This is a genomic window from Catenulispora sp. EB89 (assembly GCF_041261445.1).
Lineage (GTDB): Bacteria > Actinomycetota > Actinomycetes > Streptomycetales > Catenulisporaceae > Catenulispora.
Genome location: NZ_JBGCCU010000028.1, coordinates 92888 through 115410, shown reverse-complemented (window position 1 = coordinate 115410; position 22523 = coordinate 92888). Strand labels below are relative to the sequence as shown.

23 protein-coding genes are annotated in these 22523 nt (G+C 71.9%); 11 read left to right on the top strand and 12 right to left on the bottom strand.

Features of this window, described 5'->3' with window-relative positions; genetic code table 11:
- Positions 1-21 precede the first annotated feature (21 nt).
- Positions 22-870 (bottom strand): MerR family transcriptional regulator, encoded by an 849-nt coding sequence (locus tag ABH920_RS40895; protein ID WP_370354694.1) that lies wholly within the window; start codon positions 868-870, stop codon positions 22-24.
- 378 nt (positions 871-1248) lie between these two features.
- On the opposite strand from ABH920_RS40895, the gene ABH920_RS40890 reads away from it, so the two are divergent.
- Together ABH920_RS40890 and ABH920_RS40885 are read left to right on the top strand one after the other, a co-directional pair.
- Positions 1249-1467 carry a helix-turn-helix domain-containing protein gene (locus tag ABH920_RS40890; RefSeq protein ID WP_194921883.1) on the top strand — a complete coding sequence of 73 codons (219 nt, stop codon included), beginning with the start codon at positions 1249-1251 and terminating at the stop codon, positions 1465-1467.
- A gap of 227 nt (positions 1468-1694) precedes the next feature.
- The gene (locus ABH920_RS40885) at positions 1695-2471 is read left to right on the top strand and encodes an enoyl-CoA hydratase/isomerase family protein (RefSeq protein ID WP_370354693.1); all 777 of its coding nucleotides are present in this window, start codon (positions 1695-1697) and stop codon (positions 2469-2471) included.
- Between the two features lie 111 nt (positions 2472-2582).
- Here ABH920_RS40885 and ABH920_RS40880 read toward each other — a convergent pair whose 3' ends face one another.
- Together ABH920_RS40880 and ABH920_RS40875 are read right to left on the bottom strand one after the other, a co-directional pair.
- Entirely contained in the window at positions 2583-3383 is an 801-nt protein-coding gene (locus ABH920_RS40880) for an SGNH/GDSL hydrolase family protein (RefSeq protein WP_370354692.1), read from the bottom strand.
- Positions 3384-3388: 5 nt separating this feature from the next.
- On the bottom strand, positions 3389-4426 hold the full coding sequence (locus ABH920_RS40875) for a phosphotransferase family protein (RefSeq protein ID WP_370354691.1): 1038 nt from the start codon (positions 4424-4426) through the stop codon (positions 3389-3391).
- Between the two features lie 87 nt (positions 4427-4513).
- On the opposite strand from ABH920_RS40875, the gene ABH920_RS40870 reads away from it, so the two are divergent.
- Positions 4514-6466, top strand: coding sequence for an ABC transporter ATP-binding protein (locus ABH920_RS40870; RefSeq protein ID WP_370354734.1), 1953 nt, complete (start codon positions 4514-4516; stop codon positions 6464-6466).
- Between the two features lie 335 nt (positions 6467-6801).
- Here ABH920_RS40870 and ABH920_RS40865 read toward each other — a convergent pair whose 3' ends face one another.
- A complete protein-coding gene (locus tag ABH920_RS40865; RefSeq protein WP_370354690.1) occupies positions 6802-7377 on the bottom strand; it encodes a transposase in 576 nt (191 codons plus the stop codon).
- 298 nt (positions 7378-7675) lie between these two features.
- Between ABH920_RS40865 and ABH920_RS40860 the strand changes: the two genes are divergently transcribed.
- Positions 7676-8647: a hypothetical protein gene (locus ABH920_RS40860; RefSeq protein ID WP_194921744.1), complete on the top strand. Its 972-nt coding sequence runs from the start codon at positions 7676-7678 to the stop codon at positions 8645-8647.
- On the opposite strand, the gene ABH920_RS40855 is transcribed toward ABH920_RS40860, so the two are convergent.
- Both ABH920_RS40855 and ABH920_RS40850 read right to left on the bottom strand, forming a co-directional pair.
- Entirely contained in the window at positions 8628-9518 is an 891-nt protein-coding gene (locus ABH920_RS40855) for an SURF1 family protein (RefSeq protein ID WP_370354689.1), read from the bottom strand. The two genes, ABH920_RS40860 and ABH920_RS40855, sit on opposite strands and share 20 nt — an antisense overlap.
- Positions 9519-9608: 90 nt before the next feature.
- Complete coding sequence (locus ABH920_RS40850; RefSeq protein WP_370354688.1) at positions 9609-10568, bottom strand: DMT family transporter; 960 nt, start codon at positions 10566-10568, stop codon at positions 9609-9611.
- A 70-nt stretch (positions 10569-10638) separates the two neighbouring features.
- Between ABH920_RS40850 and ABH920_RS40845 the strand changes: the two genes are divergently transcribed.
- Positions 10639-12012: a PLP-dependent aminotransferase family protein gene (locus ABH920_RS40845; protein WP_370354687.1), complete on the top strand. Its 1374-nt coding sequence runs from the start codon at positions 10639-10641 to the stop codon at positions 12010-12012.
- Here ABH920_RS40845 and ABH920_RS40840 read toward each other — a convergent pair.
- On the bottom strand, positions 12009-12143 hold the full coding sequence (locus tag ABH920_RS40840) for a hypothetical protein (RefSeq protein ID WP_370354686.1): 135 nt from the start codon (positions 12141-12143) through the stop codon (positions 12009-12011). The genes ABH920_RS40845 and ABH920_RS40840 overlap by 4 nt on opposite strands.
- Entirely contained in the window at positions 12140-12994 is an 855-nt protein-coding gene (locus ABH920_RS40835; RefSeq protein WP_370354685.1) for an SDR family NAD(P)-dependent oxidoreductase, read from the bottom strand. Before ABH920_RS40835 ends, ABH920_RS40840 begins: the two co-directional genes overlap by 4 nt.
- A 140-nt stretch (positions 12995-13134) precedes the next feature.
- Between ABH920_RS40835 and ABH920_RS40830 the strand changes: the two genes are divergently transcribed.
- A complete protein-coding gene (locus ABH920_RS40830) occupies positions 13135-13758 on the top strand; it encodes a helix-turn-helix transcriptional regulator (protein WP_370354684.1) in 624 nt (207 codons plus the stop codon).
- Between the two features lie 51 nt (positions 13759-13809).
- Here the strand turns inward: ABH920_RS40830 and ABH920_RS40825 are convergent, their stop codons facing one another.
- Positions 13810-14091, bottom strand: a complete 282-nt coding sequence (locus ABH920_RS40825) for a hypothetical protein (protein ID WP_194916051.1) — start codon at positions 14089-14091, stop codon at positions 13810-13812.
- 217 nt (positions 14092-14308) lie between these two features.
- On the opposite strand from ABH920_RS40825, the gene ABH920_RS40820 reads away from it, so the two are divergent.
- Entirely contained in the window at positions 14309-15580 is a 1272-nt protein-coding gene (locus tag ABH920_RS40820) for a hypothetical protein (protein WP_370354683.1), read from the top strand.
- Positions 15581-15599: 19 nt separating this feature from the next.
- Here ABH920_RS40820 and ABH920_RS40815 read toward each other — a convergent pair whose 3' ends face one another.
- The 3 genes from ABH920_RS40815 to ABH920_RS40805 all read right to left on the bottom strand — a co-directional run bounded on the left by ABH920_RS40815 (position 15600) and on the right by ABH920_RS40805 (position 18085).
- Positions 15600-16550: a GNAT family N-acetyltransferase gene (locus ABH920_RS40815; protein ID WP_370354682.1), complete on the bottom strand. Its 951-nt coding sequence runs from the start codon at positions 16548-16550 to the stop codon at positions 15600-15602.
- Between the two features lie 85 nt (positions 16551-16635).
- The gene (locus ABH920_RS40810; protein WP_370354681.1) at positions 16636-17382 is read right to left on the bottom strand and encodes a cyclopropane-fatty-acyl-phospholipid synthase family protein; all 747 of its coding nucleotides are present in this window, start codon (positions 17380-17382) and stop codon (positions 16636-16638) included.
- A gap of 34 nt (positions 17383-17416) precedes the next feature.
- Positions 17417-18085 (bottom strand): TetR/AcrR family transcriptional regulator, encoded by a 669-nt coding sequence (locus ABH920_RS40805; RefSeq protein ID WP_370354680.1) that lies wholly within the window; start codon positions 18083-18085, stop codon positions 17417-17419.
- 89 nt (positions 18086-18174) lie between these two features.
- Between ABH920_RS40805 and ABH920_RS40800 the strand changes: the two genes are divergently transcribed.
- The 4 genes from ABH920_RS40800 to ABH920_RS40785 are packed head-to-tail and all read left to right on the top strand — an operon-like array spanning position 18175 to position 22471.
- Entirely contained in the window at positions 18175-18975 is an 801-nt protein-coding gene (locus ABH920_RS40800; RefSeq protein WP_370354679.1) for an acetoacetate decarboxylase family protein, read from the top strand.
- Positions 18965-19870: an SDR family NAD(P)-dependent oxidoreductase gene (locus ABH920_RS40795; RefSeq protein WP_370354678.1), complete on the top strand. Its 906-nt coding sequence runs from the start codon at positions 18965-18967 to the stop codon at positions 19868-19870. Before ABH920_RS40800 ends, ABH920_RS40795 begins: the two co-directional genes overlap by 11 nt.
- A gap of 13 nt (positions 19871-19883) precedes the next feature.
- Complete coding sequence (locus ABH920_RS40790; protein ID WP_370354677.1) at positions 19884-21209, top strand: amidohydrolase family protein; 1326 nt, start codon at positions 19884-19886, stop codon at positions 21207-21209.
- A complete protein-coding gene (locus ABH920_RS40785; protein ID WP_370354676.1) occupies positions 21209-22471 on the top strand; it encodes an amidohydrolase family protein in 1263 nt (420 codons plus the stop codon). Before ABH920_RS40790 ends, ABH920_RS40785 begins: the two co-directional genes overlap by 1 nt.
- Positions 22472-22523: the final 52 nt, after the last annotated feature.

Here is a 22523-nt window from a genome sequence, read left to right as displayed (position 1 = left end):
GGCTCAGTACCGTGTCGTGGCTCAGCGCAGCGCCACGGCGAATTCGGTGTCCGGCCCGGCCCCCTGGCTGGCCGGGTTGAAGATCAGCAGGGCGCGCACACCCCCGGCCGGCTCACGGTTCTGATCCGCGGCCCAGGCGAACAGCGCCAGGACGGCGGCTTCGGCCTGGGCCGCGCCGCCCGCCGCCCCGGGGGCGTCCGCGCGGATGAACGCCTCCTGATGCGCGGGCTCGGTGCGGAGCGTGAGGTCGGGGAACCCGGCCGCGATCTCCTCGGCCCGGTCATCGGGGACCGGCCAGCACCACTCGACCGGGCCGTCGCTGTCCCCGCTCACCTCTCCGTGGAAGATGGTGAAGGGCGCGCCGGCGATCCCCTCGATCCGGGGGACGCCGCCCCGGGCCAGGCGGTGGATGAACAGCTCCCGGCCCAGCGGGATCAGCTCCTCCTCGTGCGCCCTGCGCATGACGCTGAGCATGCGGCGGGCGGGGATGTCGCGGACGGTGACCTCGTGCATGGCGGACTTCCTTCCGAGAAGACGGTCGACGAGGTGGCCGACCAGGACCCGCTGTGCGGCGTGCTCGGCTTCGACCCCGGTCCAGTAGGCGCGGATCTGCTCGGCGGCCCCGGCCGGATCCAGCGCCAGCATGTCCCGGATCCGGGCCAGCGGGACGCCGATCCGGCGCAGCAGGGCCACCACGCGGGCCTGGTCCAGCTGCGCGACCGCGTACCAGCGGTATCCGGTCTCGGCGTCGACGCGGTCCGGGACCAGCAGGCCGAGTTCGTCGTACAGGCGCAGCGCCTTGGCCGACAGCCGCGACAGTCGTGAGAACTCGCCGATGCTCACCCGGCTCGCTCCGCTGGCCCCGTTCATGGTCGGCTCCCTCGTTCCGGGCGGGATGCCCGGTCGGGACCACTATGCGGCTTCCCCGAAGGGGAAGGTCAACACCTGACCGACCCTCTGGCGCTGGCCCGGGCGATATTCGCCATGCCCCGCCAGGGCGGGACCTTTCGCCCGCCCGGCGCCCACCACCACCCGTTATGGGGACCCTTCGGGTCGCAATATTTCTTCGAGGGCTGATTCATCCCGAGATCAGGATCACCGGATAACCGGACAAAACAGCATGATCTACTAGTCGGATCGGGGGACGTGACATTGATGTTATGGGCAACATCGCCGAATCGGTGGCCAAGAGCGCTGCGAGGGGTGATCATGTGTACCTAGAGCGCACATCCACTCCAGGAGGCACGTGTGGCCGAGACTCTCAAGAAGGGCAGCCGGGTGACCGGCGACGCGCGGTCGCAGCTCGCGACCGACCTCAAGACGAAGTACGAGGCGGGCGAGTCCATTCGCGCCCTCGCCCAGTCCACCGGGCGTTCGTACGGGTTCGTGCACCGGATGCTCAGCGAATCCGGTGTGACGCTTCGGGGCCGGGGCGGCGCGACGCGCGGCAAGGCGAAGACCGCCTGACCAGGTCGTATGGGCCGGGCGGAGGTCGGGCAGCCGACCGGTGACGAAGGGGCGGGGTGCGTGATGGGCACCCCGCCCTCTTCTGTGTCCGCGCCGTCCTTCTTCCTCGCTCCAGGCCGAGTCCGGACGCGGCGGACACCTCTATTGTCGGGCACTCCGCTGGCGCAACAAGTTACCCGCGAGTAGTCTCGCTCTTCGGCACCGTCCGCACGGATTCGGGAGAGCGCATGAGCTGGGAAGACACCGCACGTCAGGCCGCTGAGGCGGGCATCGACGTGCTGCTGGAGGGTGAGGCCGCGACGGTCACCCTGAACCGGCCGGACAAGCGCAACTCGCAGACCCCTGAGTTCTGGGCCGCGCTGGCCGCGATCGGTGCCGCGCTGCCGGGCACTGTGCGCGTCGTGGTGCTGCGTTCCGAGGGCAAGTCCTTCTCCGCGGGCCTGGATCGCTCGATGTTCGAGAACTTCGCCACCTTCGCCGCCGCCTCCGACGAGGAGGTGGACCGCACCATCGAGGGGTATCAGGAGGCGTTCACCTGGTGGCGCCGTACCGACCTGGTCACCGTGGCCGCGGTCCAGGGGCACGCCATCGGCGCCGGCTTCCAGCTCGCGCTGGCCTGCGACATCCGCATCGTGGCCGACGACGTCCTGTTCTCCATGAAGGAGCCGGCCCTCGGCCTGGTGCCGGACCTGGCCGGGACCCAGCCGCTGGTCGACGCGGTCGGCTACTCGCGGGCCCTGGAGATCGTGGCCACCGCGCGTTACGTCGACGCCGAGGAGTCCCTGCGCATCGGCCTGGCCAACCACGTCGTCCCGCGCGGCGAGCTGCACGCCGCCGCCGCGAAGCTCGCCGCCGACTTGCTGGCCAACCCGCGCGGCGCCGTCACGGAGTCGAAGGCCCTGCTGCGGGCGGCGGCGGGGCGGGCGTACGACGAGCAGCGGGCCGCGGAGCGGGCGGCTCAGACCCGGCGCTTCCGGGACCTGGCCGGGACGGGAGAGTCCTGACCGTCCCTGGTGCGGCTGCGGCTGCGGCCGCGGCTGTGGTTGTGGTTGTCGCTGCGGCCGCAGCCACGATTGCCAGAAGTCTGCGACCGGGACCGGCATCGACGCCGTCGGCTACTGCGCGGTCTCGGACACCAGCGTCGGCTCGGGCCGCTTGGCCGCCCGGCCGTCCCCGGAGGACTTGCCGGTGATCCGCCGCCCGATCCACGGCAGCAGGTAGATCCGTATCCACCGCAGGTCCTGGCGCCGGGCCTGGAGCCACGGCTTCGGGCGCGCCGGCGGCAGCCCGGCGCGCCAGTCGAAGCTCGGCTCCGCGCCCAGCGCCTGCAGCACCGCCTCGGCGACGCGCCGGTGGCCTTCGGGGGAGAAGTGCAGCCGGTCCTCGGCCCACATCCGCGGGTCGTCGAAGACCCGGGCCGTGAACAGGTCCACGACCACCGCGCCGTGCGACTCGCCGAAGGCGTCCACCAGCTCGATCAGCCGGTTGACGGCGGGCATCAGGCGCTGCGAGCCGCGCATCCGGCGGCGCGGGTCGGTCGGGCGGAACAGGACGATGGTGGCCTTGGTCGTGGCCAGCTGCGCGAAGCAGGAGCGGACGCTCGCCTCGACCGCGGCCATGTCACAGCGCGGCCGCAGCACGTCGTTCAGCCCGCCGGCCAGGGTGATCAGGTCGGCGTTCAGCGCCGCGGCGACCGGGATCTGGTCCCGCTCGATCTGCCCGATCAGCTTGCCGCGCACCGCGAGGTTCGCGTACCGCAGGTGCGGGTCGTCGGCGGCGAGCCGCTCGGCCACCCGGTCGGCCCAGCCGCGGAACGAGCCGTCCGGCAGCGTGTCGTCGCACATGCCCTCGGTGAAGGAGTCCCCGACCGAGACCATGACCTTGCCCTGGTGGGCGCTCAGTGTCGTGAAGTCCATGGTGGCTAGATCCTAGCGGCGGTAGTTTCCAGCGCGGCGAGGGTGTCCACCAGGGCGTTCCAGGTGGCCCGCTCGTTGGCCGCGCCGGTGTGCGGGACGGCGAACCGGGCCAGGTCGACGGCGGTTTCGGCGAGGTCCCAGCGCAGCTGGTAGAGCTCGCGCAGCCGCGGGTCGCCCAGGCCGAAGTTCCACAGGTCGCGCTCCGGCGGTCCGATCAGCGCGCTGTCCCAGTCGATCAGGAGCAGCCGGCCGCCGACCCGCATGAAGTTGCCGAGGTGCGGCTCGCCGTGGGTGAGGACGAACCCGTCCGGCTCGGCCCGGGCGGCCTCGGCGACGCAGTCGTAGTGGGCCAGCAGGGCGGAGAGGGTCGGGGCCTGCCAGGCGATCAGCTTCGAGGCGTTGCGGGCGAAGGGGCCCAGGCTCGGATCGAGGGCCTGTCCGGATAGCAGCGCTTCCAGGGCCGCGCGCTTCGGGATGGCGAAGGTCTCGACCTCGGCGGTGCCCCAGGCCGTTTCCGGGACGGCGTGGAGTTCGGTGACGACGGCCAGCGCTTCGGCGGCGAGTGCGGGGTCGGCCTGATCCCAGGGCTGCCATTCGAAGCTTTCGCCGTCGAGGAGGGGGTGGAGCGACACCGCGAAGCCGGGGGAGGCCGCGGAGCCTGCGGGGCTTGCGGAGCCGGTCGAGCCGGTCGAGCCCGTCGAACCCGTCGAAACCGTCGAAACCGTCGAGCCGAGTTCGGCGAGCAGGCCGCCGTCGACCGTCCGCTCCGGTGCGGGGGTGATCCGGTGGCCGTGGTCGACCAGCGCGCGCGGCACGCTCAGCGCGTTGCGCAGGCTCCGCAGCGGATCGTCGGTGGCCAGGGGGAACGCGGCGAGTTCGTCGACGTTCACGAACCAGCTCCGGCCGGCCGTGTCGCGTACCGACCAGTGGTGCGACCCGAACCCGACCGGGACGTACTGCAGGCCCGCGACCTGCACCTGCCAGCTGTTCGCCAACAGCGCACGCAGCTCGTCTTCAGAAAATGAGCCCGGAGGGTTCAACATGGCTGAAGGCTATGGGAATGGCCGTGTGACCTCACGGCATTTATCTCTGACGGGGATTCACGACTTTAGGGAGCTGCACGCGTGTCGATGGGTGGTGGGATGGGCTCGCCGGGCATGATGATGATGCGCGGGGCCCGCGGCCGGAACGACAAAGAGATCCTGAACCACAAGCTCGCCCCGGGGACCATCAGGCGGATCTTCAAGATCGCCCGGCCCTACCGGGTGCTGATCAGCGTCTTCCTGGCGATCACGATCATCGACGCGGTGCTGGTGGTGCTTCCGCCGCTGCTGGCGCAGAAGCTGGTCGACAGCGGTGTGCTCAAGGGCGACAAGGCCGTGGTCACGAAGCTGGCGCTGATCATCGCGGTGGTCGCGGTGGGGGACGCGATGGCGTCGCTGGTGAACCGGTTCCTGTCCTCGCGGATCGGCGAGGGGCTGATCTACGACCTGCGGACCCGGGTGTTCGCGCACGTCCAGCGCATGCCGATCGCGTTCTTCACGCGCACCCAGACCGGCGCGCTGATCTCCCGGCTGAACAGCGACGTCATCGGCGCGCAGCAGGCTTTCACGTCGGTGCTGTCCAGCGTGCTGTCGAACGTCATCAGCCTGGTCCTGGTCGCCGGGACCATGTTCTACCTGTCGTGGCAGATCACCGTGCTGTCGCTGGCGCTGCTGCCGGTGTTCCTGATCCCGGCCCGCCGCGTCGGCAAGCGGATGCAGGGCCAGGTCCGGCGGCAGATGCAGCTGAACGCGGACATGTCGGCGATGATGACGGAGCGCTTCAACGTCTCCGGCGCGCTGCTGGCCAAGCTGTTCGGCCGGCCCGCCGAGGAGGACGCGGAGTTCGCCGAGAAGGCCGACGGGGTGCGGAACGCGGGCATCAGCATCGCGCTGACCGGCGCGTTCTTCACCACGGCGCTGACCCTGGTGGCGGCGCTGGCCACCGCGCTGACCTACCTGATCGGCGGCCGGCTGGCGATCAGCCACTCCATCACGCTGGGCACGCTGATCGCCCTGGCCGCGCTGCTCGGCCGGCTGTACGGGCCGCTGACCGCGCTGACCAACGTCCGCATCACGGTGATGTCGACGCTGGTGTCCTTCGACCGGGTCTTCGAGGTCCTGGACCTGGAGCCGATGATCAGGGAGAAGCCGGACGCCGGCGTGCTGCCGACCGGGCCGGTCGCGGTCGAGTTCGACGACGTCGCCTTCCGCTACCCGACCGCCGAGGAGGTCTCCCTGGCCTCCCTGGAGTCGGTGGCCCGCCTGGACCAGGCACCGTCGGCGCAGGTGCTGGCCGGCGTGACCTTCACCGCGGCGGCGGGGGAGATGGTGGCGCTGGTCGGCCCGAGCGGCGCCGGCAAGACCACGATCACCTCCCTGGCGAACCGCCTCTACGACCCGCAGTCGGGCGCGGTCCGCATCGGCGGCGCGGACATCCGCGACGTCACCCTGGAGTCGCTGCACGCCACGGTCGGCACGGTGACGCAGGACGCGCACATGTTCCACACCACGATCCGCGCCAACCTCCTCTACGCCCGCCCCACGGCCACCGACGAGGAACTGACCGACGCGCTGCGCGACGCCCAGATCCTGGACCTGGTCCACAGCCTGCCCGACGGCCTGGACACCGTGGTCGGCGACCGCGGCTACCGCCTGTCGGGCGGCGAGAAGCAGCGGCTGGCCATCGCCCGCCTGCTGCTGAAGGCCCCGAGCGTCGTCGTACTCGACGAGGCCACCGCCCACCTGGACAGCGAGAACGAGGCGGCGGTACAGCGCGCACTGGCGCGGGCCCTGCGCGGGCGGACGTCGCTGGTGATCGCGCACCGGCTGTCGACGGTGCGCGACGCCGACCAGATTCTGGTGGTGGACGGCGGCCGGATCGTGGAGCAGGGGCGGCATGAGGAGCTGCTGGCCGCGGATGGGTTGTATGCGGAGTTGTACCGGGTGCAGTTCCAGGGGCAGGAGGGCATGCGGGGCGGGGAGGCCGAGGCCGGCGCCGGTGCTGAGGCTGCGCCGGAGGTCGCTGCGGCTGCGGGGTGATGGCGGGGGCGGCGGCCAGGCGGGCGGCTTTCGGCGCGGCTCGGCGCGGTGGTGGCGGCTTGACCGCCGGACTTCAGCGTGGCGATGGTGGCGCTCGGCATTTTGTTAGGGCATTTTCGCCCCTTATCCAGGTATACCGGGCGCCGCCGACACACCGGCCACCCGCGCGAAGCCAAGCCGCCCGCCCGAGACCGGCCCGGCACCTGGGCCAGCTTGCTCGCCCCAGACCGGCTCGCCCGCCCGAGATCAGCTTGCGCGCCCGAAGCCAGCCCGGCCGCCCGCGCGCCAGCCCGGCCTCGCCGCCGGAGGCCGGCCCGCCCGAAGCAACCTCAGCTCTACCGGCTTTTCCTCAAGGCCGTGAACCCGAATTCCATCGCCACCGGTGAAGGCTGCCGGATCAGCGTTGTGGAGCGCGGCCGGCGGGCGACCCGGGTCTCGCCGGCTGCGGCGCCGGGTTCGCCGTTGGTGATCACCCGGTCGAAGTCGATGCGGCGTGCTTCGGGGATCTCTTCGCGCAGGACCTGGGCGATGTCCGTCCAGATGCCGGCTCGCTGCCAGTCGCGGAGGCGGCGCCAGCAGGTCATGCCGCTGCCGTACTCCAGTTCCTGGGGCAGCTTCTCGAAGCCGATGCGGCGGCCCAGGACCACCAGGATGCCGTTCAGTACCGCGCGGTCGTCCAGGGGTTTGCGGCCCGGGTTGCGGCGGCGGCGGGGGCGCTCGGGGAGCAGGGCGCTGATGCGCTCCCAGGCTCGGTCGGTGACCATCGGGTCCGTGGGGGCGGTGCGGCGCAGGCGTGTCAGGGTGTTGGCGCCGCCGGGCGCGGTGGCGGGGTCGCGGCGTGGGGCCGGAACCCCCAGGAGCACCGCGCTGTGGACATCCGGCGGTTCAGTGCGCGGCGCGTTGTGGGGCACGTATCGCCCAACGCGGTCGAAACAGCAGACGTCACGCTTTCGGGTCGCTTGTCACCCATTGGAGGCAGGCGGAAGCGCCCCGTGGCGTTACCCTGTCCGATGGTCCACTCGATGAGAGACCCTGAAGGGATACCTGGCGCTTATACGCCGAAAGGACTAGGTGGGGACTAGATCGGTACGGTTCGGCAACCGAAGAGGCCGGGCTTTCGTCAAAATATTGAGTGCGGGGAGCGATCGCGGGTAGCCGGGGGCTGCTTCGCAATCCGGTACGACGACTCTCTCTTGGGGGGATCCGCAGGTGGGAACGAACGGACGCCACGCCGCCGAGGCTCGCAGGAGCTGGCCGGAAGGGGACCCGGTAGCGGTGGCGATGGTCGGCCTGCTCGACGTGGAGCTGCGCCGTCGCGGCTGCGCGTGGTCGATCGTGGAGGAGGGGCTGATCGAGGTCTACGGCCCGCACCGCGGCCGCTGGCCGCTGGCCGCCCTCAAGCGCCGGATGGAGGTGGCCGAGAAGGCCGACTGGCCGGAGATGGTCGAGGAACTGGTGCTGACCCGCGTGGACCCCTCAGGGTTCTACGCCAGTTCGGTGTCCCTCACCGGCGACCACGACTCGGAGTGGGCCTCGGTCCGCGGCCGGATCCGGGCCCGCCTGTTCGGCGGCGACGACGCCGACTCCGCGGCGCTGGCCGGGATAGAGCACCGGTTCTGCGCCGACGGCCTGGTGGAGGTCCTGGAACTGGTGCCGCCCTCGCCGCTGCGCGACCCGCTGGGCGCCGGCGTGCGCTGGTACCGGCCCGAGGAGGGCCCGGTCGCGTACGGGGACCTGGCGCGCTGGAAGGTGACCGCGCGGGAGGCCTACCGGACCGCGCGGGAGAACGTGCGCCGCGAGGGCCTGCTGGAGACCCGGCTGCTGGAGGCGGAGGGCGTCAGCATCACGGTGGTGCGCGGCGGCTCCGGCTACGCCCCGACACACTCCTTCTGGCTGCCCGACTACGTGTCCGTCGACAGCAACGGCGCACTGGTGGTGATACCTAACCGCGGACTGTTCGCGGCGCACCCGGTGCGCGGCCCGGAGGCCGTGCCCGCCGCCGAGGGCATGCTGCGCCTGGCGCGGCGGCAGTACGAGACCGGGCCGGGCCCGGTGAGCGACCAGCTGTTCTGGTGGCGGGACGGGGTGCTGTACCGGCAGGGCTCACGCCGCGCCGAGGACGGCATCCGGTTCGAGCCGACGCAGGAACTGGCGGACGTGCTCAGGGCGCTGGCGCGGTAGCGGGGGCGGCGGGCGTTTCGGCGCCTTCCGCCTCTTCGTCTTCTTCGCTGTCTTCTTCTTCGTTCTCTTCGTCCTCTTCAGCCGCCTCGGCGGCCTCCCGGTCCCGGTGCTGGGCCTCGCGCCGGATGATGGTCACCCAGCCGCCGGCCGCGATCACGCAGAACAGCCACCACTGGAACCAGTACGACAAGTACGGGCCCTCGTCCAGCGACGGCGCGTCCACCGGCGTGATCTGCACCCCGGAGGAGTTCGCCGCGGAGTCCGCCGGCTTCGAGGTGATCACCTCGGCGTACCCGCCGCGCAGCTGGAGCCCGGTCTTGGCGGCCAGCGCGCCGGTGTTGATCAGGCTGATCTGCCCGGCCGGCAGGCCCGAGGTGACGTCCCGGATGCCGGTGTTGCCCTTGGTCTCGGACTGCTGCAGGCGGCCGGTGACGGTGACCGTGCCGGCCGGCGGCGCCGGGATCGCGGGCGACTGCTGCTCGTCGGAGTCGACGGTCGGGATCCAGCCCCGGTTGACCAGGACGGACGTGCCGTCCGCGAGCGTCATCGGGGTGATCACGTAGAACCCCGGGTTGCCGTTCTCCTGGTGGTTGCGGGCCAGGAACTGGTGCGCGGTGTCGAAGGTCCCGACCAGCGTGAGCTGCTTCCAGCGGGCCTTCTGCGGCACCGCGGCGCCCACGGCGTCGGCGTCCTCGATCGGCACCGGCGGGGCGTTCATCGCGGTCCTGATGACGGCGTTCTCCGCGGTGCGCTCGTGGTAGCGGCTCCGCTGCCACATCCCCAGGCCGATGAACGAGGGGATGAGGACCAGCCAGATCAGGACATGCAGGCGGATCCAGCGCCAGGAGAAGACGAAACGGTACCGAGACACAGGCTGACGGTACCCGACGTCCCTCAGCGTGCTGGAGGCAGGTCGCACTCAGCGCCAGGCCTTCACCCCGAGCCTAATCCTCGGTCCGGATCAACTCTTCGCCAATCCGACGACGATCCCCGCCACCACCACCGCCACCCCCGCCAGCTGCGCGATCCCCGGCGTCCCGACGCCGAGCGCGGCGCTGGCGGCGCAGGCCGCGACCGGCACCGTGCCGATCAGCAGGCCCGCGCGCTGCGGCCCGAGGCCGTTCAGCGAGCGGTACCAGAGCAGGAACGCGCCGACGGTCAGCGGCAGCGCGAGGTACAGCAGCGCGGCGGTCTCGGCGAGCGTGGGCATCCGCAGCATCGCGGTGCCGTCCGTGGCCAGGCCCGCGACCAGCAGCGTGGGGACGGCGATGACCGTGACGTAGGCCGAGACCCGCAGCTCGCCGAACTTCGGCAGCAGCGGCACCGCGAGCAGTGAGAACAGCGCCTCGCAGGCCAGCGTCAGGACGGCGAACACGATCCCGGCCGCGCTGCCCGGCCCGAAGCCCTGGACCATCGCGCTCCCGGCGACCACCAGCCCGGCCGCGCCGATCGCCGGGCCCGTGCGCAGCCGGTGGCCGTGGCCGGCCTTGGCGACCAGCGGCCCGGCGATGGCCAGCACCAGCGGCGAGCAGGCCACGACGCTGCCGAGGGTGGCGGCGTCGGTGTGCCGGAGCGCGGCGAGCACGAAGACGTTGAACAGGACCAGGCCGGTGGCCGACAGCAGGCTCAGCTGGAGCCATTCGCGGGCGGTCGGCCGGATCCGGGGCAGGCCGCTGCGGCGGACGATGACGGCGAAGACCGCGGCGGCGAGGGTGTAGCGCAGGGCCTGGCCGCCGAGGACCGGGTAGCGGGTGAGGTGGGCGCTGACCGCGGTGGAGGCTCCGAGGACTGACATGGCCAGGGCGCCCTGGAGGACGTGGCGGGTGGCGGGGCGCGGGCGTTGCGCTGGGGTCGGAGCTTGGGTTTGGGCTTGGGCGCCGGCCCCGCTCCCCGCGCCCGCCTCGCCTGTGATCGTGGACATGCTGCGAGGCTAGGATCGGATTGGTCCGCGAGTAAGAACCAATCAGCGGCGCGGAAAGGGGACCAATCCGGTGGCCGAGATCCTGGTGACCGTCGACCGCACCGCCGGCCGCCTGGTCGAGCAGCTGGTCGTCGGCCTGCGCGACGGCATCCGCGCGGGCCGCATCGCCGGCGGCACCGTCCTGCCGCCGAGCCGGCAGCTCGCGGCGGAGCTGCGGCTGTCGCGCGGGCTGGTGGTCGAGGCGTACCAGCAGCTGGTCGCGGAGGGGTACCTGCTCAGCCGCACCGGCGCCGGGACGTGGGTGGCGGCCGGGCACGCGGTGGGGGAGCGGGCCGCGGCGCCGCAGGACACGGCCGAAACGGAGCCGGAGTTCGACCTGACGCCGGGTCGGCCGGACCTCGGGGCGTTCCCCCGCACGGCGTGGGTCGGGGCGCAGCGCCGGGTGCTCAGCGACCTGCCGCACACCGGCCTCGGCTACGGCGATCCCGGCGGCGTGCTCCGCTTCCGCGAGGAGATCGCGGCCTACCTGCGCCGGGTGCGTGCCGCGGACGCCACGCCCGAACGCGTGGTCGCCATCAACGGCTCGGCGCAGGGCCTCGCCCTCGGGCTGCAGGCCCTGTACGAGCTCGGACACCGGGTGCTGGCGGTCGAGGACCCGTCGGCGGACCGCCCGCGCCGGTTGTTGGCCGCCTCGGGCATGACCCTGGTCGGGGTGCCGGTGGACGAGGCGGGCCTGGTGGTCTCGGAGCTGCGGCGGACGTCCGCGACCGTCGTCTTCGCGGGCCCGGCGCACCAGTACCCGACCGGAGTGGTCCTGGCCCCGGCCCGCCGCGCCGAGCTGATCGCCTGGGCCCGCGCCGCCGACGGCCTGGTCATCGAGGACGACTACGACGCCGAGTTCCGCTACGACCGCGACCCGGTCGGCTGCCTCCAGGGCATGGCCCCGGACCGCGTGCTGTACCTGGGGACGACGAGCAAGTCCCTGGCCCCCGCGCTCCGCCTCGGCTGGGCCGTCGCCCCGCAGCCCCTGGCGGACCGGATCCGCGACATCCGCCTGCACAGCGACCTCGGCGGCTCCGTCCTGGACCACCTCGCGATGGCGCACCTGATCGCCACCGGCGCCTACGACCGCCACCTGCGCACCGTCCGCCGCCGCTACCGCACCCGCCGCGACGCGCTGGTGACCGCCCTGGCCGCGGAACTGCCGGAGTGGAAGGTGCGCGGCGTCGCGGCCGGCCTGCACGTGCTGGTGGACCTGCCGCCGCGGAGCGACGAGGGCGCGCTCGCCGCCGCGGCGGACGCGCAGGGCGTGCGCGTCCAGCCGCTGGCGCCGATGCGGTTCGCGCCCGGGCCGCCCGGGCTGGTGCTCGGCTACGCCGGCCTGACGCCGGGGCGGCTGGCGGAGGCGGGACGGCGGCTGGGGGTGGCGGCGCGGCGGGTTTAGCCGGGCCCCTCGACGTCGGCGAAAGGGCCGCGCGGCTCCTCAGTGGCCTGCCACAGCCATTCGCGTCCGGGCGGCTTCCCGCGTCCCGCGTGCGGCGACGGCGTGGCGGGGCGCTCGCCGTTCGCGCTCATCGCGCCGCGGGGACCTTGTTCAGGCCCATGACGCCCGCCAGCAGCCGGTCCCGCGTCCGCAGTGGCAGGCGCGCCAGCAGCCCGAGCATGCGCGTGTCGGATCCGACGGTGTAGCGCGGCTTGGGCTTGCGCGCGGTCAGCGCCCTGATCACGGCGTCGGCCACGATCGTGGGCGGGGCGGCCTTGGACTTGGCCAGCGCGCCGTCCACGGCCTGGATCTGGGCCTCGTAGAGGGCGCGTTCGGCCGGAGTCAGGGCTGCTGTCGCCTTCGCCGTGGCCTGCGCCGCCTTGGCGAAGATCGCGGTGTCCACGAAGCCCGGTTCGACCACGACGACCGGCAGGCCCCAGTGCGCGAGCTCCAGGCGCTGGGCGTCGGACAGCGACTGGAGCGCCGCCTTGCTCGCCGAGATCGGCCCGAAGAACGGTCCGGCGACCCGCGCCGTCGCGGCGGTGATGTTGACCAGCCGGCCGCGGCCGGCGCGCAGCAGCGGCAGGAACGCCTGGGTGACCGCGACCGCGCCGAAGACGTTGACGTCGAACTGGTGCCGCAGGTCCTGCGCGGTGACCAGCTCCAGCGGGCCCTGCACGATGATGCCGGCGTTGTTGACGACGCCGTGCAGGGCGGTGCAGCCGTCGGCCAGGACGTGGGCCACGGCGTCGGCCACGCTGGCGGGATCGGTGACGTCCAGCGGGAAGGCCCGGACGTCAGGGTGCTGCAGAAACTCCCCACCCGATTCGCGCACTGCCGCGTAGACGCGGAACCCGCGCTCGGCCAACGCCTGTGTCGTCGCGCGCCCCACGCCCCCGCCCGCGCCGGTCAGCACCACCGCGCGCTTCTGCTCGCCGTTCATGACAGCCCCTCCCCATACGTTCCACTCAACATGTCTGTCTGTACATGTCATCGTCTACATGTCCGCACCGATGTGTCAAGATGGACGATCAGCCGCCGACTGCCACCCGCTGCCACCGATCCGCCAGGAGGACCCCGCCGATGTCGCTGCGCCACGGCCTGCTCGGCCTGCTCGCCGAAGGCCCGGCCAGCGGCTACGACCTCGCCCGCCGCTTCTCCGAAGCCCTCGGCTCGGTCTGGCCGGCGCAGCACCCGCAGATCTACTCGGAGCTGGCGCGCCTGGAGACGGCCGGCCTGATCGAGGTGGAGAGCACCGGCCCGCGCCGGCGCAAGGCGTACCGCATCACCGACCAGGGCCTGGCCGAGGTGCGCCGCTGGCTCGCAGAGGTGGAGGTCGACCACACGTTCCGGATGGAGACGCTGTTCCGCGCGTACTTCTTCTGGCTGATGGACCCCGAGGACCTGAAGACACACCTGGCGTCCGAGCAGGCCTTCTTCGCCGAGACGGCGGCCGCGCTGCGCGGCTACGCCGAGACCAAGGACCGCGGCGAGTGGGGCACGAGCGCGCAGACGCGGGCGATGCGGATCGCGATCGAGGCGGGGATCCGGATAAACGAAGCGCTGGCGGGCTGGGCCCAGTGGGCGCACGAGACCGATCTCATGACCGCCGAGGACTTCGGTACGGCGAAGCCGAAGCCGAAGGAAAACACTGAATCACTCGACGCCAGCTCACCCGACGCCAACGCTGACGCCGACGAGCGCTGACTCGCTCCCCGGCGTCAAACCCGCGCTACGCCCAGCCCGCCCGAGGCTCCCTCACGCACCGCCACCGGCGGCGATCAAGTGCCCGGGGTGCGACGCGTGGTCGACGTGGTCGGCGATACCGTTCGCGCCGGCCGACTTCGCGCAATGCGCACAGCAGTAGAACTTGCCGTCCGCTTCGACCCCGTGCCCGACGATCCGGCACCGGCAGTGCTCACAGGTCGGCGCCATCCGGTGAATCGCGCACTCGAACGAGTCGAAGGTGTGCTTCACGCCGGCGGCGACGACGTCGAACGACATGTAGTAGTCGTTGCCACAAACCTCACACACGGCCATTTCCGACTCCCGGGTCACGGTGACAGGACGCGGCGGCCTCCACCGCCGAGAGCGGCCTACCCGGCGTTATCGGGCGGTAGTCGATCGCTAGGCCATGCAGGCCATCGCGTCGCCGCCAGGTCCTTCGACGACTAAGGAACCAACACTGGGCGGCCCCGGATTGAACATGTGTTCGCGATGATGGATCGAAGTCTGTCAGAGTCCTTACAGTGCTGAAATGAACGCGCGCCGGACGTCGGTCTGGTACCGGGCGGCCCAGGTGTTCGTGACAGGGCTGATCGTCGGCTTCGCCTGTGCGGACGAGATACACGTGCTGTGGTCGATGCGAAAGCATCCGGATGCCAGGGTCATCCCCGTCTTCTTGGCCGTCTTCCTCGGCGCGTGGATCGGCACGGTCATCGCGCACGAACTGGGGCACCTCGTCGGCGCGCTGCTCATGGGGCTCGGGGTCGGCCACATCCGGCTGCTGCCGGGCGGCCGGGGCGCCGGAGGGCGGCCGCACGTCAACGTCGCGCCGCGCCCCGGCGCGGTCGCGATACCGGCCCGCATCGCCGTCACGGCGCTGGCCGGGCCGGGCGCGAACATCGGCATCGCCGTCTTCTTCTGGCAGTTGGCGGATCGACACGGGGTCAGTGCGGAGCAGCACGGACTCCTGCTCCTGCCGGTGATCCTGGGCCTGGGAGTGGGCGCGGGCAATCTCGTCCCGCTCCATGCGCGCGGACGCCCATCTGATGGGTTGCAGGTGTTTACGTGGCTGCTACGGCGGGGTGGAACAAGGAGGAATTCGATGAAGGACGAGGCCCGGCTCAAGGAGTACCTCGCCGAAATCCAGCGCGGGGGAGTGCCGGACCTCGCGGGTCTGCGCGCGATGGCCGACTACGGCCAGGGCACCACGGACGTGGCCGCCGCCACCGTGCTGATGGCGGCCACGATGAGGGCGGGTATCGCGGAGTTCACCGCGGACATCCCCCGCTTCGTCCGAGCGGCGCGGAATCCGCGGATGCGCCCCGAGACTGCCGCGTCCATGGCCGGGCGTGTCGCCTGGGTCCAGGGCCTTGAAGTGCTGCGCCGGCTCATCCGCCGGGAGGCTCGGGATCCGGAGCTCGTGGCCGAGATCGCGGCGCTCGCCGAGTTCGCCTACGGCAAGGACCGCTCCTGCTCCATCGCCCGCTGCGCCCTGGGCTTGATCCGGCTGGTCCAGAACCGTCCGGCTGAGGCTCGCAGGCTGCTGGTCGGCGCCGATGACGAGGCGCGCACCGACAAGGAGCGTGCGGACCTCCTCGCGGTGCGGGCCCTCGTCGAGGCCACACTTGGCGACTTCGCGCAGAGCCGGCGGCTGATCGCGTCGGCGCGTCGGCTCGACGTCGAGCCCGCGATCAGGCTGCCGCTGGTCGAGGCCGCCCTCGCGAGCGCGGAGAAACGCAGGGCCGCGCAGCAGGATGCCGCCGCCGAAGGCGTTTCGACGGCGGCTGACGTCGCAGAAGCCTGATCGCCGGCTCCGGCTGCTGCTACGGCTCCCGGGGCAGGATGTGCACGACCTCGATCTGCTCCATGACGATCTGCGCCGTCAGCACCTGCGGCTCGCTCTCCTCGTCGTCGTCGAAGGCGCCGTCGGCGAACTTCTCGCGGGCCTCCTGCTCGGCGTCGGCGTGCTGCTCGTCGGCCTCCGGTGGGACTGGCGCGCCCAGCACCGGCTCCTCGGGGCCGCCCTCGAACGAGACGGTCGTCGGAGTCGCCGCGCCGCCGGGGCCGGGGCCGGCGGCAGGCTTGCTGAAGGCGTCGAAGCCCTCGGCCGCTTCCGCAGCCGGAGCCTCGCCCGGGACGCCGGTCGCGGGCTCAGCCGCCGCACCAGCACCAGCCGCACCCGCATCCCCCGCCGCACCAGCCGCATGCGCTCCGCCGCGGCCGCCGCCGCGCCACTCGGGCATGGTGATCGCGTACATCGCGCGGTCCTGCCACTGGCCGCCGACCAGGAAGCGGTCCAGCAGCACGCCCTCCGGCCGCATCTTCACGTGCTCCGCCACCCGCATTCCCGCGGTGTTCCGCGGGTCCACGGTGGTCTGCACGCGGTGCAGCTCCAGGCGGGAGAACGCCAGCTCCAGCAGGAGGCGCGAGGCCTCCGTCCCCAGCCCCTCGGCCCAGCGGTCGGGGCGGAGGTAGACGCCGATCTCGCCCTGGCGGTGCGGGAAGCTGAGGATGTCCAGCGTCGCCGAGCCGATCAGGTCCCCGTACTGCTCTACCGCGAGGTAGAAGCTGCGGCGGGGCTGGAGCTGAGCCATGCGCGCGGTCTCGGACAGCCACGCGCCGGCGGTGTCCGGGGTGGCCAGGGCCGGCCACGGGGTGTGCGCGGCGACCCGTGGGTCGCCGGCTATGCGCTGCCAGGCCAGAAGGTCGTCGGGGCGGAACTCGCGCAGGGACAGGCGAGGGCCCCTCGGGTACTCAAGGAGCGGTGAAGACACGGCAGAACGTTATGCGATCGCCGGGCTCGCGTCAGCCCGAAAGCGACAATGCTTTGAGGGCATCAGTGCTCGGTCAAGGGCTGTACTACCCGGGAACACCCAGTGTGAGCATGGTGAATCCGAAGTAGTCACGGTGTCCGCGCAGCCAGATGCTCCGCTTGCCGTCCAGTCGGTCACGGACCGCCGCCGCGTCCGGATGGTCCGGTTCGGCCAGCAGCCACTCCTCGGCGTCCATCGTCTCCAGCGATTCGTAGTCGTCCCACTCCGGGCGGGTCGAGGACTCGATGCGCAGCGGACGGAACCCGGCGGCGACGGCGTGGTCGGCGAGGTCCGCCAGCAGCTCGTAGCTTTCGGCGGTGGTCCCGGGCCACATCTCGGCCAGCCGCTCCGGCGGCGGCACGGTCTCCCAGTGCTCGACCCCGAAGAACAGCCGCCCGCCGGGATTCACCAGCGGACGCAGGGCTTCCAGCGCCCGCGTCACGTTCCGGCCGAACGCCTGCCACGCCCCGCTGCTGATCACCACGTCCGCCGTCCGCGCGTTCTCCCGTGCCGGTCCTTCGACGAACTCCACCCGGTCTCCGAGTCCGCGGGCCGCGGCGTTGGCCCGTCCCCGCGCCAGATCCCGCCCCGACAGGTCCACGCCGTATCCCCGCGCGGCCGGTGCCAGCGCCAGTACCCGCAGCAGCAGCTCGCCCCAGCCGCACGCGTAGTCGGCGACCGTCGCCGGCCGGGTGGCTGCCAGGTCCGCGGCGATGCGGTTCGCGCGCTCCTCGGACATCGGCGAGTGGAACACCATGCGCGTCGCCGGACCGACGATCTCCTCGACTGTCATGTCGACCAAGGTAGGCGGGGACGCCTGTCTCAGGCTACTGATTCTCCGGTGGCGCTTGATCCGCGAGCAGCGACCGCACCAACGCCCCGGTCGCCACCGCGAACAGCCGGTCGGCGTCCACCGGCGTGGCCAGCGCACCGGCCAGCGCGGCGTCGGGAGCCGGCTCGGCCTGCCACAGCTCCTCGGCCGACGGCCGCTGCTCCGGCGAGCGGTCGGTGTGCCGCTCGACGAGGATGAACCCGATCACGTGGTACTGCAACGCCCGCACCGCCTCGGCGGCCCGGGCGCCGCGCAGTCCGGCGGCCGAGATCTCGGCGATCAGGGCCCGCTGGGAGGGCAGGAACATCGCCGGGGTCAGTCCGCGCTCGTTGACCAGCCCGATCAGGTGCGGGTGGTCCCGCAGCACCCGGCGCAGCTCCACCGCGAGCGACAGCACGCGCGCCGTCGGCGTCGTCCCGCGCGCGGGCAGCGTCTCCAGGCCGTGCACCATCTCCTGCACCAGTTCGTCGAGCAGCGCCTCGCGGTTACCGACGTGCCAGTAGATCGAGGTGACCGCGACTCCCAGCTCGGCGGCGAGCTTGCGCATCGACAGCCCGGCCACGCCCTGCTGCTCGACCAGGCGCGTCGCGGCGTCGAGCACGGCGCGCCGGGTCACCGCCGGCGCACGGCTCGGCTTCGTCGCCTCCTGGCTTGAACCGGTCACGGTGCCATCCTCTCGCCGCCGATGGCTCTTTACCCTTCACGCCCACGGGTGTAACGGTGTTACAGAAGGCTTATGACGAGGAGTCAGATATGCCCAAAGTGCGCTACGGCCCCCGCGACCTCGAAGCCGTCGCCGCGGCCCGCGAATCCGCCTCGAAACTGCCCGACCTGTGGTCCACCGGAGTGCACGCCGTCTGGGAGACCGACCCCGACGCCCTGGCCCAGGTGCTGCCTCCGCCCCTGAAGCCGACCGCCAAACCGTACGTGCGCGCCACGATCAACCAGGTCGACATCTTCGGGATGCCGCTCGGCGCCGCGGCCATCTCGGTGGCCTGCGCGCACGGCGCGGAAGAAGGCTGGTACAGCCTGGTCATGCCGATGACCACCGAGCGCTCGCTGATCGGCGGCCGCGAGGTGTTCGGCGAACCCAAGAAGCTGGCCGAGGTCGTCGTGGACCGGGACGGCGAGCAGGTGGCCGGCACGGTCACCCGGCACGGCGTCACCTTCGCCGAGATCCGCGGCCGGATCGCCGGCGCGCTGGAACCCCCGGCGCCCTACGTCAAGGTCGACTGGTATCTCAAGTTCCTGCCGGCGGTGGACGGCTCCGGCTTCGACGCCGACCCGCTGCTCGTGCGCTGCGTCCGGAACGAGAAGACCAGAGCCCTGGACGCGGTCGAGGGCGAGGTCATCCTCCGCGAGTCCGCGCTCGACCCGATCGCCGACCTCCCGGTGCTCCGGCTGGTCGAGATCACCTACGGGGAGAAGACCTCCGACCAGCGCGGCGAGGTCGTGGCGCGGCTGGATCCGAAGGAGATCCTGCCCTACGTGCACCAGCGCTACGACGACCCGGCGCAGATCCACGACTCCGTGGAGGCTCCCGATGCTGGCTGACCTCCCCGGCAAGACCGCGGTCGTCACCGGCGCGGCCAGCGGCATCGGCCTGGCGATGGCCCGGCTGTTCGCGGCCGAGGGCATGAACGTGGTGCTCGCCGACGTTGAGGAACCCGCTCTCGAAGAAGCAGTCAAGGCAACGGCCGAGGTCGCTCAGCAAGCGGTCCACGGCGCGCGGGCCATCGGCGTCGTCACCGACGTCTCGCTGCCGGAATCCGTGGAAGCGTTGGCGCACAAGGCTTTCGCCACCTTCCCCAGCGTCGACGTCCTCTGCAACAACGCCGGCGTCGGCTCCGGCGCCGAGGGCCCGATGTGGCAGCACGAGCGCACCGACTGGCAGTGGGCCTTCGCGGTCAACGTCTGGGGCGTCTTCCACGGCGTCCAGGCCTTCCTGCCGCGCATGATCGCGCAGGACACCCCCGGCCACGTCGTCAACACCAGCTCCCCGGACGGCGGCATCGCCCCGCTGCCCACGGCCAGCGTCTACGCCGTGACGAAAGCCTCGATCGTCACGATGACCGAAGCCCTGTACGCGCAGCTGAAACAGGCCGGCGCGAAGATCGGCGCCTCGGTGCTCTTCCCGGGCCCGCACATGGTCCGCACCGGCCTGTGGGAGAGCTACCGCAACCGCCCCGAGCGCTACGCGAAGACCAAGCCGCGACAGAACCCGTATCCCACCCTCGAAGGCTGGGAGCAGGCGATGAAGGACGCCGGGCTCGAAGCGAAGATGACCGAGCCGGAAGAGGTCGCGGCGCACGCGCTGGAGGGGATCCGGACCGGGACCTTCTGGATCCTGCCGAAGGGCGGCTCCTCCGACGACATGATCCGGCGGCGCTCGCAGTCGATGCTGGAGCGCTCGAACCCGGGATACCTCGAAAAGTTCATCCTCGACTGAGGAGAAAAGACCCATGCCAGAGCTCGACAACAGCCCCTACGTCGTCATCTCCTCCGACTGCCACGCCGGCCTGCCGACCGAGGAGTACCGCACCTACATCGAAGCCAAGTACCACCCGGCTTTCGACGACTTCCTGGCCGAGCAGGCGGCCCGCGTCGAGGCCGCGACCAAGCTCGGCGTCCGCAACCCCGAGTTCGCCCGGAACTGGTTCGAGGAACACGAAGAAGGCCTGCGCGGCGGCTGGGACTCCGCGCAGCGCGACAAGGAGCTCGACGCCGACGGCGTGACCGCCGAGGTGATCTTCCCGGACGCCGACGCCGTGGAGTCCACCACCGCCGCGCCCTTCGGCGTCGGCCTGACCTTCTCCGGCGGCCTGGACCAGGAGCTGGCGCTGGTCGGGGCTCGCGCGCACAATCGCTGGCTGGCCGAGCTGTGCGCGCACTCGCCGGAGCGGCGCCGCGGCGTGGCCCTGGTGCCGATCACCGGCGACGTGGACGCCGCGGTCGCCGAGATCCGCCGGGCCAGGGACTCCGGGCTCGGGGCGGTGATGATCCCGGCGATGTGGGAGGACAAGGCGCCGTATCACGACCGCCGCTACGACCCGGTCTGGGCGGCCTGCGAAGAGCTCCAGATGCCGGTCGCGACCCACTCCGGCGTGGCCCCGCGCGACGAGTACGGCGACCACCTGGGTATCTACGTCTCTGAGGTGACCTGGTGGCCGGCCCGGCCGATCTGGTTCCTGATCTGGTCCGGGGTGTTCGAGCGCTTCCCGGGTCTGAAGTTCGGCGTCACCGAGGCCGGCTGCTGGTGGGCGCCGAACCTGCTGTGGTTCATGGACCGGCTGTTCCTCGGCGCGCACGCCGCCGCCAAGCTCACGCCGTTCGAGGAGGTGAAGCGGCCGCCGAGCGAGTACTTCGACCGCAACTGCTTCATCGGCGCGACCAACACCAAGCGCCGCGAGCTGGCGCACCGGTACGAGATCGGGATCGACAACATGCTGTGGGGGAACGACTTCCCGCATCCCGAGGGCACCTGGCCGAACTCGAGGAAATGGCTCAGGACCACGTTCCACGACCTCCCGGTCGACGAGACGCGCCGGATGCTCGGCCTGGCCGCCGCCGAGGTGTACGGGTTCGACCTCGCCAAGCTCCAGCCCGTCGCCGAGCGCGTCAACCTGCGGCCGAGCGACCTCGGCCAGTCCGGCGACGAGGCGGCCGGCTGGGCTGCCGCCCGCGAGGTCGGCCGGCACTGGCTCACCGGCAACGACTTCCCGGTCATCGGCTACGGCGCCACCCTCGGCGGCCACCGCACCGAGGGCGTCGGACCGGAGGTGTCGTGATGACCGGGAACACCGATGGCGCAGCGCGGTACACCGTCATCTCCGCCGACGGCCACGCCGGCGCCGACCTGCTGGACTACCGGCCCTATCTGGAGTCGAGGTACCACGACGAGTTCGACGCGTGGGCCGCGGCGTACGTGAACCCCTACGAAGACCTCCTGCACGGCGACGCCGAGCGCAACTGGGACTCCGCACGCCGCCAGGCCGACCTGGAGCGCGACGGCATCGTCGCCGAAGTGCTGTTCCCCAACACCATCCCGCCCTTCTACCCGAGCATGTCGCTCGGCGCGCAGCAGCCGAGCGCCGAAGAGTACGAACTCCGCTGGGCCGGCCTGCGCGCCCACAACCGCTGGATGGCCGACTTCTGCGCGCAGACCCCCGGCCGCCGCGCCGGCACCTGCCAGGTCCTGCTCGGCGACATGGACGACGCGGTCGGCGAAGTCCGCTGGGCCCGCGAGCACGGCCTGTTCGGCGGCGTCCTGCTGCCCGGGACGCCGCCGGGGACGTCGGTCCCGCAGCTGTACTCGGACGTCTACGAACCGCTGTGGGCGGTCTGCGAAGAGCTCGACATGCCGATCAACCACCACGCGGGCTCGGCGTCCCCGGAGATCGGCCAGGAGCCGGCCGGTCGCGCGGTCTTCATGATGGAGATCACCTGGTTCGCGCACCGCGCGCTGTGGCACCTGATCTACGGCGGCGCCTTCAAACGCCACCCCCGCCTCAAGTTCGTGCTCACCGAGCAGGGTTCCGGCTGGGTGCCCGGCGTCCTGGAGATGCTCGACTACTACCACCGCGCGCTGGTGCGCCGGATGAGCTCGGTGATGCATGACGCCGGCGCGGTCACCGCCGAGAGCCGGTTCGGCGCCGGGATCGCCGAGGCGGTCGGCCTGGCGCCGAGCGAGTACTGGAAGCGGAACTTCTACCTCGGCGCCTCCTTCATGCGGCCCGACGAGGTGCCGCTCCGGCATGCCATCGGGCTGGAGAAGCTGATGTGGGGCGGTGACTACCCGCACGACGAGGGCACCTTCCCGTACTCGCGCGAGGCGCTGCGCAACTCCTTCGCCGGCCTGCCGCACGCGGAGATCGCCGCGATCGTCGGCGGCAACGCGGCCCGGGTCTACGGATTCGACCTCGCCGCGCTCGACCCGGTCGCGGCGGCGGTCGGCCCGACCACCGCGGAGATCGACGAGCCGCTGAAGCAGGCGCCCGCGGACGCCACCTCGCCGACCTTCGGCACCGACAGCGTGATCCGGGTGTGGTGAGGCCGCGGCGTCGCGAACCGGCCTGACCTGCACCCGAGCGACACCTCGGCTT